This window comes from Bdellovibrio sp. HCB209 (genome assembly GCF_047306065.1).
GTDB lineage: Bacteria > Bdellovibrionota > Bdellovibrionia > Bdellovibrionales > Bdellovibrionaceae > Bdellovibrio.
The window spans coordinates 1,515,366-1,529,052 of the sequence record NZ_CP178618.1 but is presented as its reverse complement, the minus strand read 5'-3'; the positions used below and the strand labels follow the sequence as shown (position 1 = coordinate 1,529,052).

The 13,687-nt window shown below is 46.5% G+C and carries 14 protein-coding genes and 1 tRNA gene; 8 read left to right on the top strand and 7 right to left on the bottom strand.

Annotated features, from left to right (window positions below):
- Window positions 1-94: 94 nt before the first annotated feature.
- Window positions 95-853, bottom strand: coding sequence for a hypothetical protein (locus ACLVWP_RS07500; RefSeq protein ID WP_413561049.1), 759 nt, complete (start codon window positions 851-853; stop codon window positions 95-97).
- Between the two features lie 139 nt (window positions 854-992).
- On the opposite strand from ACLVWP_RS07500, the gene ACLVWP_RS07495 reads away from it, so the two are divergent.
- Complete coding sequence (locus ACLVWP_RS07495) at window positions 993-2,243, top strand: glycoside hydrolase family 113 (RefSeq protein ID WP_413561047.1); 1,251 nt, start codon at window positions 993-995, stop codon at window positions 2,241-2,243.
- On the opposite strand, the gene ACLVWP_RS07490 is transcribed toward ACLVWP_RS07495, so the two are convergent.
- Entirely contained in the window at window positions 2,240-2,974 is a 735-nt protein-coding gene (locus ACLVWP_RS07490; RefSeq protein ID WP_413561045.1) for a type 1 glutamine amidotransferase domain-containing protein, read from the bottom strand. The genes ACLVWP_RS07495 and ACLVWP_RS07490 overlap by 4 nt on opposite strands.
- Before the next feature lie 126 nt (window positions 2,975-3,100).
- Between ACLVWP_RS07490 and ACLVWP_RS07485 the strand changes: the two genes are divergently transcribed.
- The 4 genes from ACLVWP_RS07485 to ACLVWP_RS07470 all read left to right on the top strand — a co-directional run bounded on the left by ACLVWP_RS07485 (window position 3,101) and on the right by ACLVWP_RS07470 (window position 6,883).
- Window positions 3,101-3,835 carry a pseudouridine synthase gene (locus ACLVWP_RS07485; RefSeq protein ID WP_413561043.1) on the top strand — a complete coding sequence of 245 codons (735 nt, stop codon included), beginning with the start codon at window positions 3,101-3,103 and terminating at the stop codon, window positions 3,833-3,835.
- Window positions 3,836-3,875: 40 nt separating this feature from the next.
- Window positions 3,876-5,942 (top strand): M1 family metallopeptidase, encoded by a 2,067-nt coding sequence (locus tag ACLVWP_RS07480; protein ID WP_413561042.1) that lies wholly within the window; start codon window positions 3,876-3,878, stop codon window positions 5,940-5,942.
- Window positions 5,943-5,953: 11 nt separating this feature from the next.
- Window positions 5,954-6,029, top strand: a tRNA-Arg gene (locus tag ACLVWP_RS07475).
- Between the two features lie 65 nt (window positions 6,030-6,094).
- Window positions 6,095-6,883: a substrate-binding periplasmic protein gene (locus tag ACLVWP_RS07470; RefSeq protein WP_413561040.1), complete on the top strand. Its 789-nt coding sequence runs from the start codon at window positions 6,095-6,097 to the stop codon at window positions 6,881-6,883.
- Here ACLVWP_RS07470 and ACLVWP_RS07465 read toward each other — a convergent pair.
- Window positions 6,876-8,474 (bottom strand): S8 family serine peptidase, encoded by a 1,599-nt coding sequence (locus ACLVWP_RS07465; RefSeq protein ID WP_413561039.1) that lies wholly within the window; start codon window positions 8,472-8,474, stop codon window positions 6,876-6,878. The genes ACLVWP_RS07470 and ACLVWP_RS07465 overlap by 8 nt on opposite strands.
- 219 nt (window positions 8,475-8,693) lie before the next feature.
- Here ACLVWP_RS07465 and ACLVWP_RS07460 point away from each other — a divergent pair, with 219 nt between their 5' ends.
- On the top strand, window positions 8,694-9,137 hold the full coding sequence (locus tag ACLVWP_RS07460) for a HAMP domain-containing protein (protein WP_413561038.1): 444 nt from the start codon (window positions 8,694-8,696) through the stop codon (window positions 9,135-9,137).
- Here the strand turns inward: ACLVWP_RS07460 and ACLVWP_RS07455 are convergent, their stop codons facing one another.
- Window positions 9,138-10,712 carry a DUF1254 domain-containing protein gene (locus ACLVWP_RS07455; RefSeq protein ID WP_413561037.1) on the bottom strand — a complete coding sequence of 525 codons (1,575 nt, stop codon included), beginning with the start codon at window positions 10,710-10,712 and terminating at the stop codon, window positions 9,138-9,140. It abuts the gene before it with no gap.
- Between ACLVWP_RS07455 and ACLVWP_RS07450 the strand changes: the two genes are divergently transcribed.
- Window positions 10,676-11,167 carry a hypothetical protein gene (locus ACLVWP_RS07450; protein ID WP_413561036.1) on the top strand — a complete coding sequence of 164 codons (492 nt, stop codon included), beginning with the start codon at window positions 10,676-10,678 and terminating at the stop codon, window positions 11,165-11,167. The genes ACLVWP_RS07455 and ACLVWP_RS07450 overlap by 37 nt on opposite strands.
- 39 nt (window positions 11,168-11,206) lie before the next feature.
- Here the strand turns inward: ACLVWP_RS07450 and ACLVWP_RS07445 are convergent, their stop codons facing one another.
- Both ACLVWP_RS07445 and ACLVWP_RS07440 read right to left on the bottom strand, forming a co-directional pair.
- Complete coding sequence (locus ACLVWP_RS07445; RefSeq protein WP_413561035.1) at window positions 11,207-11,839, bottom strand: YkvA family protein; 633 nt, start codon at window positions 11,837-11,839, stop codon at window positions 11,207-11,209.
- Window positions 11,820-12,593, bottom strand: coding sequence for a dienelactone hydrolase family protein (locus tag ACLVWP_RS07440; protein ID WP_413561034.1), 774 nt, complete (start codon window positions 12,591-12,593; stop codon window positions 11,820-11,822). Before ACLVWP_RS07440 ends, ACLVWP_RS07445 begins: the two co-directional genes overlap by 20 nt.
- 136 nt (window positions 12,594-12,729) lie before the next feature.
- Here ACLVWP_RS07440 and ACLVWP_RS07435 point away from each other — a divergent pair, with 136 nt between their 5' ends.
- Window positions 12,730-13,167, top strand: coding sequence for a hypothetical protein (locus tag ACLVWP_RS07435; RefSeq protein ID WP_413561032.1), 438 nt, complete (start codon window positions 12,730-12,732; stop codon window positions 13,165-13,167).
- A 77-nt stretch (window positions 13,168-13,244) separates the two neighbouring features.
- Here ACLVWP_RS07435 and ACLVWP_RS07430 read toward each other — a convergent pair whose 3' ends face one another.
- Complete coding sequence (locus ACLVWP_RS07430) at window positions 13,245-13,679, bottom strand: ferritin-like domain-containing protein (RefSeq protein WP_413561031.1); 435 nt, start codon at window positions 13,677-13,679, stop codon at window positions 13,245-13,247.
- Window positions 13,680-13,687 lie beyond the last annotated feature (8 nt).

Here is a 13,687-nt window from a genome sequence, read left to right as displayed (position 1 = left end):
GCTTTGACTCCATATTTTCACTCTGAAATCACTGGAACTTCGTCATATTTCCACGGAAGATTTTGGACAATTTCCAGCAGATTCCAGAGGAGAATTAGCGCGGATACTTATCCATGGGCTGAGTGCCTGGAAAGAACGGATCAATGTTTAGTTGTTGTTGTTCTCGAGGAGAAGGACGATTGATTTTATCGATTTCTCGAATGACAGCAGAGGCCCATCGCGTTCCTGCGGCGACCTGATATTCGATGCCGCCCTTGCCTTTATACTTGGAAAACTGAGAGCTATCGACAAAGTCACAGCGATTTTTCGTGACCCACTTCTTGAGCAACTTCACACCTTCAGAATAATTACTCGCATAAGGTTCCTTTTTTATCTGCGGAGGTCCGATCCAGATACATTTGCTGCGTGCCTTTTCAACTTCGAGGAGGATTTTTTCGACTGAAGATTCTTCGTCTTTAAGAAACCTTGAACTCTTTAACATGTAAGTTCCCAAAACAATCACCGTCAAATCTGGATCTGCCTTCGCGATCTCTTCATATATAGAGCGCGACTTCACCTCGGCGGATTCCTTCTCCTGATTATTTATATCTCGCTGCCAGAATCCACAATTTGCCTTCTCGAAAGAGGTCCTGACTCCAATCCAATTTGCGGGAGTAGACCCACATTCTCCTATGGAATTTACCTCGACCGCGATGGTTCGAAGGTACGCATCCAACGCATTTCCGAAACTTCCCGCAACGTGATCATCCCCGATCATCAGCACACTTTCATACAAAGGCGGTGCTGGTGAAGATGCATTTGCAGAGAATGACGTCATCAGAAATATTGAAAGACCCAAAGTGAAGTTCATCATGTCCTTAATCATGAACCGCCTGTTTTTCAGAGTAAATTTGAAGTTCAACACTGGATCTTCGACAGAAGTCGCCCTGTTTTGCTGGCTGTATTGTTAGCTGTCATCTTGCTTAATACTCCAGAGCAATAAGAATAAAGGAATGAGGTTTTTTATTTACTTCATCTCCCTCTTTCTGGCGTCAACCGCGATCTTTGCGCAACCTCCGCGCGAGGCTGCCGTCAATATTATCACCTATTGGCCAACGGGATTTCGTGTGGACGATAGCGAACAAGGTCTGCGCGTGCGCCGACTTTTAGATAAAATAAAAAACCTTAGCATCGACACCGTTATTTTTAACTTCAGAGCGAAAATGGTTGGGGGCTATAGCAATGACGTGACCTCCGTCGTCCCGCCAGAGGAACAGCGTGAAGAAGAACACCACCTCGAAGCAACAATTCATTATGCTAAATCAATTGGACTCAAAGTTGCTTTTCGCCCGATTCTTCTAGTGGTCGGCCCCCATGGTGAATTCCCCTACACTGATGAGGCGGGCATTACTTGGTGGCATGGAGTGATCCACCCTTCTCAACCGGAAAAATGGTTCGATAGTTTTTATCAATACCATGAGAGGTATTTGAAAATCGCCGCGCGCTCCGATGCTGCTTGGTACTCTCTGGGAGCCGAAATGCATTCTCTAACATCTGGATTGGGTAGCAGAAATCAAAAACATCGCTTTGGCCGTCCCGATCTTTGGATAAAATTCACTCAACGAGCTCGGCAAATTGTCGGAGACTCCGTGCAACTGACTTACGGTGCCAATTACACCGATCAGTATGTTTTAGAAGGTGGTAAACGAACTTGGGGTGGAGAGTTTGAACAGTGGCGACACGATATGACCTTCAAAGCTCGCACCGATAAAGAAATTCTACACCAACAATACCTTCGGCAATTTTGGCGCGAACTTGATTTTGTCGGATTAGATTACTACCGCGCCCTTGGCGACAAAGACACGCACTATCCAGAAAGCTATGACGGACTGTTTTCACTGCTGACACCTTTTAGTATCGAGTACTCCCGCCACCTCGAGCGTTCTCTGAGCCAGATCAACCAAGCCACGGAAAGCCGCAAAGATCTTGCTATACAAGAGGTCGGCTATCGCAGTGTCGATAAGTGTTTTGTCTCGCCTTATTTGTACGAAGGCGATGAGGCTCCCATCAATGTTCAACATCAAGCGGTTGCCTGGGATGCGTTGCTATTTTCGGTATGGAATCAAAAAACACCGTGGATGAAGAGTGTTGGAATTTGGCAAATCCTCGTGGATGAGGACACCGATCTGATTGAGAACGGCGGGTTTTCCCCTCTCGGGAAAACTCCCACCGAAAATGTTCTTAAAAAATATTTTGAAAACTAAGGATGTGCATGCCACTCACACCAATTCACTTCTGGCAGAGCCCGGCCCTCTTCGATGAATTCTAAAATTTCGACAACACTTTGGCCCACGCCCATAGCAGATGCGGGATTTTGCCCGGTCACTATACGACCACTTTTAACCACATGGGGCGCAAACTTAGAACCATGGGTGTATTTAGCTCCACGAGATTCAATTTTATCTTGCAGTAAAAATGGAACGACCTCTTCCATACCCACGGCTTCTTCTTCGGAATTACTGAAGGCCGCAATCTCATGGTCTTTAATCAGGTAGTTTCCATCGGAGGTTTTCACATTCACTAAGCCCGCAGTCCCGTGGCAGACAGCTGCAACAACACCGTCATTTTCCCAAATCTCAGATGTGATCGCATTCAGTACAGGATTGTCAGCCAGATCAAACATCGCACCATGTCCGCCAGCAAAATAAATCGCGCAATACTCATGGGCTTCGACTGATTCTAAACTAAGACTGTGTTCAACTTTCTCTAAAAATTCCTCGTCATTCATCCACACGGCGTTGATCGGATCGTCCATTTTCACACCATCTAAAGGAATCTCACCTCCCTTGGGCGAAACAATATCGATGTCGTAACCTGCCGCGGAGATTTCTTCGTAAGGATGAGTCAGCTCTGATAAAAAAGCTCCCGTGCGATGGCCGGTATTCCCCAAACGATCACAATTGGTCGCCACAAAAAGAACTTTCTTACTTTTCATAAAGCCCCTCCACTTTTTACTCTAGAATCCTTTAATAAAGGCGAAAGAACCAATTTTCCGAGGTCCTATGCGAATGATCAAAGGAATCCCTGGACAAAAGCAGGCAAGACTTCTAGTTTCCCGGTCATGAAACTTTTGTACCAAGACAGTCATTTTATTGCCGTGGATAAACCGTCAGGTTTTCACGTTCATCCTCCTGAGGATTCGCAATATAAAATTCCTCGCGACAAAATCTGTCTGTACTTGGTTCGCAATATGATGAAGCAACACGTGTATCCGGTGCACCGCCTGGATGCAGCGACCAGTGGTGTCTTGCTATTTGCCTTGTCATCCCCTGCAGCGAGTACGATTTGCAAAATGTTTGCAGAAAGAAGCCCGCATAAAACATATTGGGGTGTCACTCGTGGCTTTATTCCTGAAAGTGGCGAAATTGAAGTTCCTCTAGAATTAGACTCCACCGGTGATCTGGTCCCAGCTCACACCTCGTTTATGCGTAAAGCCACCATCGAGATTCCAGTTGCGGTTGGGAAAAAATTTCCGAAGGCACGTTACTCACTCGTGGAGGCTAAACCTCATACGGGTCGTTATCACCAAATTCGTCGCCATTTCAATCGTATCTCACATCCACTGTTGGGGGATGCCTACCATGGCGACTCTCATCACAACCGATTCTTTAGAAATGACTTAGGAATCGCGGGGTTATGCTTAAAAGCTCGCAGCATCGAGTTCACCCATCCGTGGACTGGGGAAAACGTTTATATCGAGTCTCCGACCTGCGAAAAGTGGGATAAGATTCACTTCCTTTTTGATGCAACGAAGCCCTTGTCGGAGAAGCTTAAATCCCCTTTGACGACTCTGTAGTTCAGGCGTAAAAAGTGCCTCCTTCACGAGGTTCATACACATGGTTTCGTCCAAATCACAGGCGATGCAAAAACTGCTTTTAGTCGTTGGCATTTTATTTTTCCTTTTAGTTTCCCTGCACGTTCACGCGCAAACAGTTCATCACAAAATGTCTGTGGAGTTGATGCCGGGTCTTAAGATGCTTAAAGCAGAAGACACTCTGCGCTTCGCTAAAGATACTTCACGAAAAATCAGTTTCTTGCTTCATAAAGATCTCTCAGTTTCCGTGATCAGCCCCGATGATTCTTTGACACTGATCCATGCCGCAACAGCCGACGAAAAGTTTTCTGAATATGGTCTAACATTGGGAACCGCCGATGACCTAGCGACCTTGGCTTACCATGGTGTGATTTACGATCCGATCCAAAATCAAGAAAGCAGTGGCTTGATTTCTGCGGAAGGTGCAGCGTTGTTCGGTAATACTTACTGGTACCCCGTGTTCTTGGGATTGCCTTTAAGTTTTGAGGCAACGGTTAAAACACCTGGAACTTGGCGCTCCCTGATGCAGGGACAATTGGCGAAACTTGAAAGCAACAAAGACTTCACAACCACTCGTTTTAACGAAATCTATCCGCAAGAAAACATCTACTTAGTTGCTGGCGACTTCAAAGTTCACAGCACGACGGGTGCAGACGGTCGCATCTACCAGGTCCTTTTACGCAAAGATGATCCAGCTCTGGCACAAAGTTATTTGAAACTCATTCCAGAATACGTCGCACAGTTTAGTCAAATCTTGGGGCCTTATCCCTATGCGGGATTTTCAGTTGCCGAAAACATGTGGGAGACTGGTTATGGGATGCCGTCGTTCACTCTGCTAGGGCCCTCTGTTATTCGCCTCCCATTTATTCTGACGACATCATTGCCTCACGAAATTTTGCACAACTGGTGGGGTAACAGCGTTTATGTCGCCGAGGACAGTGGCAATTGGGCCGAGGGTCTTACGACTTACATGGCGGACTACTGGCAAGCCGAAAAATCTGGAGCAGGTCGCGACTATCGCATGAATGTTCTGATGAACTATGCAGACTTTGTTGCTGGATCGCCTGAAAAAGACATTGCTCTAAAAGATTTCAAGGGCCGTCACAACTCCAGCTCTCAAGCTGTCGGTTATGGCAAGTCCATGATGTTGTTTTCTATGCTAGAAACTAAGTTCGGTCGCACTGTGGTTGAGAAAGCACTAAAGGACTTCTATGCAACTCGCCAATTTCAAACAGCCAGCTATCATGACATTCAATTGAGCTTTGAAAAAGTCACGGGTCAAAACCTGACTGACTTCTTCGCACAATGGGTGGAGCGCAAAGGCGCACCAGAGATCGCTTTGACTGATGCCCGCGTGATGGGATGGACTGATGGACGCTTCAATGTGTCCTTTGAAATCCGTCAACTGCAAACACCGGTCTATGATTTAGAAATCCCGGTGGTGCTGACACTTGAAAACTCTCAAGAAGTTCGCTTCAAAATCAAATTGACGAGCTCACGACAACCCACGGTGATGATGACCTCTGCTCGCCCATTGAAAATTGCTGTGGACCCTGACTTCCAGGTCTTCCGCCAACTCTATAGCGAAGAGCGCCCGGCTACCTTATCGATGGTTTTTGGATCTCCTACCGTACATTTCTATTCGGCAAGAAATGACAAAGGGGCTGCGGATTTTATCCAGGCGTGGTCTAAAAAAATTGAGGGTCGCACAAGCTCCCAATTTATTGAGGACAACTCTCCCCTGGCCGATGATGGCGCCTTGGTTTTCGTGGGAGACCACACGGCCTTTGCTGACTTCGTAAAAAGTGAGCTTCAGGATCAAAAGTTCGATTTAACCAGCACTGAAATGTCCATCAACGAGCAAAAATTTAATCTCAAACAAATCGACAGCGCGCTGGCTATGCGGTTAAAGAATCGTAAAGACCAAACACTTGTATGGGTGCGTTGGACGCCAACAACCAATGTTGCCGAGTGGGCCGCACGTTTGACTCACTATGGAAGCTCAGGAGTTTTGATTTTCCAAGGACGCCCTGTGGTTTTAAAAAGCACTTGGCCCGTCCAATCGTCTCCCCTACAATCGGAATTCTAGCGACTCGGGGGGACCCCATAGCTCAACTGGATAGAGCGTACGTTTCCTAAACGTTAGATCCCCGTTCAAGTCGGGGTGGGGTCACCAATACTTTTTTACCTTTGCATAACAGTAATTGGCATATTTAAAGTAATCTGCATAAAGTGCGAACAATGTCGGCTATCAAACTATTCGTTACAACCCTACTCACTGTTATGTGCATTGCATTTCCTGCACATGCTAAAAAGGTGTATCGCGTGCTCGTTGAGGACAACTGGCCTCCATACTCGTATGTGAAGGATGGTCAACCCGCAGGTTTGTCGATCGATCTGGTGAAGGCAGCCCTGAAACTTGAGGGAGCAGAGGTTCAAATCCAACAAGTTCCTTATTTGCGTTGCCTGGCATTGACGGAGCCTGAAGGCAAAGAGGTCGCTTGCGCTAATACGGCCAAGAACGAAGATCTTGCTATTAAATATTCATTCCCGAACAATTACCTGTTCCGTAGCCGTGGGATGATTGTCGCGAACAAGCGAAACTTAAAACAAACTACTAAAAAACCAAAATCAGTTTCTGATTTGGAATTTAAGACGGTGGCTTTGCCAAGCGGATTTACTTTTGGCAAAGAATTCGACGAGAACTCGCGCATCGTTCGTTACTATACGATGAATGATATGACGTCGCTTAAGTTGGTAGAGTCCGGTCGCGTGAAGTTCGCTGCCATCGACGAAATGGTTCTGTATTACTACTTGAATCATCATCCCGAACTTAAAGATATCATCACGCCGATTATCGATCTGACGAATGAGCCGATCTACATGCACCTTTCTAAAACACAACCTGAGGCTGTGGAGCTTAAAGAGAAGTTTGATCGTGGTTTGGCGGCATTGAAGGCATCACCGGAGTATGAACATTTACTTCAGAAATATCTGGGCAAAGAGATCTCTGTTGAGAAGTTTAAATAGCGCGACCTAGAGCTGCGGCCACGGCCTTCTCAGCATCCAAAAATCCTGCACCATATTCATTTTTAGAATTATCACCCGCTGGTTTCGCTGTCGTCTGCATAAGGATTTGCTTTACTCGAGCCGCAGACAACTTCTTATTGGCTGCCTTTAGCAAAGCCACAACTCCCGTTACATGGGGAGCCGCCATCGAAGTCCCACTCAGCACCTGAAAACCAGACGCCCCGACTTGCAAAGTCGCGGTGACAGTTTCACCGGTACGCAGACGTTCGCGCACCTTCAGGGCATTTCGTTGCTCGATCATGAATATAGAAACTGGCAAAGTCGTTCCGTTATCACCAAAGCGGCCCTCTTGTAGGCCCGGTCTATCGTTAACGAAGACAATCGCTACAGCTCCAGCTTTGATCGCAAGATTGATCTTATTGATGAACTTGTTCGTCCCGCGATTAATCAAGGCTATACGGCCTTTAACGCGTGCTGGGTAATCTGACGACAGATCCCCCTCACCGCAGTCAATAAGCTCGCCCTTAAGGGCATTGCGCACTTCTCGCGTGCCTCCGAAGGTGCTCGCCAAAAATTTTGCATTCATCCCTTTTGAAGTTTCAATTTTCACGCTGTGAACTTTACCGCGAGACCCAACGAACGTGGAATAGACATCCACACCAGGAGCTACCAAAGCGAGCTCCGGTCCATACTGCGAAAAGGTCGCACGTTGCAAAGTCGGCTCAACGGCACCGACCGCGATTACCGTCGGCAATGCGGCTGGGAAAAACACGCGATTGCTGCCCCAGTTCCCACTGGAAGCAATAACCGGAATCCCCGCCTTGAAAGCACGATTGATGGCTTCATTTTGAGCGGTCGTCGAAGAAATACCGGAAATAGAAATATTCATGGCGTCGACTTTTTGAGAAACACCCCAGTTGATCGCGGCAATCATAGCTGCCGTCGAGCACCCCTTCTCAAAGCAAGCACGGGCCATCAAAATTTTAGCCTTCGGAGCAACCCCCGAAAAACCATTCACATCGGCTTTCGCAGCAATAATCCCCGCAACATGAGTACCGTGGCCTCGGATATCTGAAAAATCACTGCCATCACTTTCGCCAGTGAAGTCTCGACCCTTTTCAAAATTGTCTTTCAGGAAGGGGTGGTCTTTATCGATACCACTGTCGATCAAAAGAATGCGAGCGCCCTCACCTTGGCGAGAATTTTTCCAAGCGGCAGGTGCTTTGATCGCAGCAATTCCCCAAGGAACACCCGCAACAGGTGTGTCGTTGGGAACTCGTGTTTCTTTGCCTTTTAAATCTAAGGGAACTGTAAGGTCGTAAGGAAGGATTTCATCTTTTTCGACAGTCTCAACGTCAGGATTCTGACGAAGACGAGCCAGATCTGTTTCACGGTCGATTTTAACAATATAGGAATTAATCTGGTGCAAACGAGACTCAACCTGGCCATCGATTTCACCCTCAAAGGAGGCACGGCCTGCGAAAACCGGCGCTTCGGCTTTCATCATTACGATGTAGCGTTCAGCAAATGCCGCGGGAGAAGTGCATAGAAATGCAAAGCCGATCCATACTGCGAACGTGCGCAATCTCATTTCCCCTCCCCCCCTTGTGCTATGAGCGTACTTTTCTCAGGATTGGGCGGGAATGCAACAATAATATGAGTGTAAAGTATCACGACACAAGGCGACTATTCTGCCTAGGAAACTGACAGCCTCGTCTTAATTTGAGAAAGAGCCTGAGCGCTTTCAGAAAAAGGCGGCAGCCCCCGCAACATCACGATATATTTATAGAAACACTTCTAGGGGTTGACCATGAGCATATTCAAAAATCGCAGACAACTGATCGTAAATCGTGAGGTTCAATACGATGCTTTGATGTTCGTGGGACTATTTGTTACCGGTATTTTTATTGCGCAAGTGATCGCCGGCTGGGTGTTGGTTAGCACGCTCGAAGAAAAAGCGCTCGCGGGTGAGTACGGCTCCATGTCGATTGCGGAATTCATCGCCCGTCACAAGGTGATGTTCCTAATGAACGAATTTATTGTGGTTGTGGCGTGTTTGATTGCGGGCTTCTATTTGACGAACAAAGTGACCAGCAAAATCGTAGGTCCTTTATTTAATATCCGTCGTATCATCAACAGAGCCAGCCGCGCTGAAGAAACAGCAGAGCCCGTTGAGATCAAACTTCGCGAAGGCGACTACTTCCAAGATCTTGCCAAAGACTTGAATGTCGCCCTTCAAAAAAAGACCAAATAATCAATACAGATTATCTGAGAGGTTTTTAAACTCAGGAACCTTTTCAAGAGATGGCATCTTCCAACTGCCATCTAAGACACTGGGCTTCGGCCAATAAAACCGTGTCACCAAACTAAAATCTTCCCCCGTAGGTGATGGCAACCAGTTGCTCTCAAGTTTTTTGCCTGGGGAAATCGACTGAATATAAATCTCGATTGAACCATCCGGATTTTTCACCAGCTCATCGCGACTGTGAATGGCAAACTTATTGGCTGAATTCGCAGCAAAAAACTTTCTCGTATTATACAAAGACAAAGACCAAAAGCCTTTCACCGGAGGCGTGGTTCCTTTAGGAAATTTCAACACGTACTTAAAACTTCCATTCAAGCGCTCGCCCCGCCCGTCCACTAAGGCCTGTGCAAGGGCCAAATCTTGAGGTGCTGAGGTCGCAAGTCCTAACTTTGTCATTAACGCCCTCGCCTGATAATTGGTTCCATAGCGTCCCGCTAAAATCGGATGCCCCCACCCGTTGACAACACGTAAATTCGGCGTGCCTCGCTGAAAGCTCGCAAACTTTTCCTGTCCGGCAAAGTAACCTGAATTCAAGGCCTCCCTCACGCTGGCTGGAAGTCTGTCATAATCAAATTCCTTATCCGGAAAAATACCGAGGGCTGCCATCTTAGAAATAATTTTTCCATCAGTCTGCGCCGGAGGATTTTGCTTTAATTCCGCCGCAAAGGTCGCGAAAAAAACGCGGGCATCCAGATTATCCACTTGCTCTAAGATCGGCGTGCGATGATCGACATCAATATTGAAGGTCACGGGCAAAGGCGGCGCTGTCTTTTTATTAAAATAGGACAGCGGTGTCGCTTTGAATTTATCTTGGTAACCATAAACTCGGTCATAGTCTCCCGCTCCATTGACCTGTGTACGACCGACCATCCATACCGAATTCGTAGGCGCTACAATTCTTTGCATCGTTGGTGGCAGAGTTCCCTTGAAGCCCGGCCCGGTGATTACGACATCTCGTTTTTGATTTCCTAAAGTCCGACTTCCTGGTGCGGCAAAGACCTCCCCCCACGCACTGATCAGCGAAAAGGAAATAAATCTCTGTCCAGCATTAGGGAAACTTAAAACAATCGGCTCCTGAGATAGATCTAACCACGCCAAGCTCGCCAAGGTGTCTGTCTCGGGATAAATTTGATTGGAATTTTCGTTGGGAATAACTCTTTGCTTCGCCACTGAGTTCACCGGGGCTTTGGTTGTCGATGAGCGAGGGACCGACGTCATGATTTCTCGGGCTGTCGCCATCACCACCATCGGATAGGCAAAGATATAGGCTTCAGCAGCAATCTCTTTTAGGTCACCGCGCGAAGCCACCTGCGCTTGAGACTTGTGCGAAAAAATACTCGCCAGCAACAAGGCAGCCAGAGTCATTACAAAGCCTTTCGACCGCATGGGACCCTCCAGTATGAACTTGTTGTTAGAATCAGTCCGCGGCAAATCCATGACAATAAGGCTTTTGACAAAGCCACGACCTCCGTCATAAATTTCACAGCATGAATGCGCAGCTCGACAGCGAGGCCCAAAAGGCACTGACTGAAACTCAGAAAAATTTCAAACACGACTTTCAGACCTCCCGTGGTTTTTTCACCGAGGCTGATGAGATGTCGTTGCGCGAGATCGCTTTTAAAAAGCTTGATGACGAACTGACAAAGCTTGGAAACAAGACCATCACCGCGCCGGAGCTTCGCCAAAGCTGGAACTCCGTAGTGGCAGACTTTCATCGCAATAGTTATTGGAACTTTCAACCAACAACGGCCAAGCGTCCTAAAGTGATCACCGAGGAAAAGAAAATTTTCTGGGAGATGTTTCCCTATGTGTGGGCTGTCATACAGTCAGGTATTGTTTTAAAGACCGCGGTCTATTATTTCGGCATTCGCTCATCCAGTGATCCCTCCACAGAAAACCATATCGGTTTGTATGTGGCCTTAGCCACCTCTGCCGGAACCCTGATTTATTTTGCTTGGAGCAAATCACGCAAACCCTGAAATAAAAAAAGCACCTCTTTCGGAGGTGCTTTTTAGCTTTTAGCCTTTAAGGTTTTTGATTCGAAGGTAGTGATCGACCGCGATAGATAGAATCGCGAAATCATCTAGAAGACCCACGCCCGGAACTGAATCTGGGATGAAGTCGAATGGGAAAGCCAAATAGAACAAAGCTCCCACCGCTACGTATTTAGAAGTCTTTTGAAGTTCGTTATCTTTAAGAACACTCCAAAGAGCCGCCACTTTTTCGCGAATGCTTGGGCTTTTCTTTTCGATGTCTTGAAGAGTTGTTTCGTTTCTTTGTACATACGCCAAGCTGTCATCACGTTGACCCAAGCGAAGACAAAGATCCATCAAACCATCTTCATCGTTACCACGATTTTCGAATTGTGCTGCTTGCAAATCCATCATCATGAAGGAGTTGTTCGCGAACAAGACTTGTGAAAACTCATAAGCCTCTTTTACACACTCGTGCTCTTTATCGATCACGCCATCTTTAACCATGGCAAGAATGCCTTGGTAGATGTTCGTGTCGTATTGAGCAGGAACTCGTGCAGTTCCACCTTTTTTCAACCAACGACGAAGAGTCATGTTGGATACTTGAAAATAGACGGCCAATTTTTCAGGACTCAAACCGGTATCTTTACTGATTTTGCTAATTTGGCTGATTTTCATATGGAGTAAGCATATCACACTCCTTCAGCCAGTTAAAGATATCGTTCCAAGCAATTTGAGACGTCTTAGGATTGTAGGCCGATCGCTCGTCGCATAAAAATCCATGATTCGACTCAGGATAGACCGTGATTTTCGCTCTAACCCCCGCAGCTTTCATCTGATCTCGAATTTGCTCAACATGTAAGCTCGGAATCGTTTGATCCTCAGCCCCAAAACCTAAAAATAAAGGACAACGAATCGATTTGAACTGCGTCGTGAACGGCTTAAAACCGAAGCCAGGACGTGGTTCCAACATGCCACCACCGTAAAAAGAAGTGACACTTGCTAAGTCAGGAATGTGACAAGATGCTAAAACCGCAGCAAAGCCACCCATGCAAAATCCTATGGTACCAATCTTTTCTGTATTCACAGATGGTAAGCCACGCGCCAACGCCACGGTATTATGAACATCATCAATGATGCGTTCGTTGGTGAGCTCAGCCAATATCGGACGAGCTTTATCAAATTGTGTGTACTCTATATTGATACCATCACCAGCTCTGTGAAACAGTTCCGGAGCGAGTGCGATGATTCCATGGTCCGCCAATTTTTTGCAGACATTTAGAATATGATGATTCACACCGAAGGCTTCCTGTAAAACCACGAGTGCGGGAGTGGGCCGATGCAGCTCATTCACTTCGAGCCCCTCGGGTGTGACTATATGAACGGTCATCTTGCCTTCCAGAGTTTGAACGCTGCGTTTTTCGTAAGCCATGAAGCCCTCCCGCCTTAAAACCCTAGAATACTTTACTAGTTGGGAGGTTCAAGCCGCAGCCCTTCGTTGCAGTTTAAATATTGTGATGGCTTTCCTCAGAAACCTTGCTATATCAAGCACCTACCAAGGAGAGTTTATGAAGTCGCTTATGTCAGCAGTCATGTTTATTGCAACGATCACTTTAAGTTCTTTTGCTACGGCACAGGTTTCTGGAGCACCTTCATCTCCTCATGCTGGTGATTTGAGCGAGATCGTTTGTTCAGAAGTAGCCCCTGAAATTTGCGCACAACTTCTTTATAGAACTGACATTACAGCTGTTGATGAGGGTCAATTCCAAGTCATCATTCAAGGTTTTGATGGCGCAACAGTTGACGACTTTAAAGCAGATCTTTGGATGAAAATGGGCCACCATGGTCACGGATCAGCTCCGGTTGAAATCGTACAAAATGCCAATGGTGTTTATCTAGTTACTAAAGCTTGGTTTGTCATGAGCGGCAAATGGGATGTTCGCCTTGATTTCACTGTGAACGACCAAGCTCATCACATCGAAATCCCCGTGTTCGTCGCTAAGTAATCAAGACGAATACAGTTAAAAATAAAAAAAGCCAGGATCACTCCTGGCTTTTTTTATTTCCTAGAATCTTTGCGATATTAGTGATTTACATCCAACATCTTACGAACTTCTTCAACGTGCTCTGTCTCCAAACGGACTTGGCTGCGCACAAGTTCTTCCAAGGCAACATCGTCACCCACGTGAGCCAAAAGCTCTTTGTACTTCGCTAGCGCTTTCAATTCAAAATCCAAGCTCTCTGCCAAAATATCCAAAACTTTATGAGTGTTTGTTTCTGGAACTGGAGACACTTTCAAGGAAGGATGACCACCGTAAGCCGTGATCTTTTCACCGATCATCTGAGCGTGTGTGTAACCCTCGTTAGCTTGGTCGTTAAACCATTTAACGATTGGAATGCGGTTTGGACCACGGATCATCAACGCATAATGAAGGTAACGAACAACTGCGGAGATCTCCATTTCGATGATCTCGTTCAGCAACTCTACAATTTTCTTTTTATCTTCTTGTACTGTCATTGTCTGAT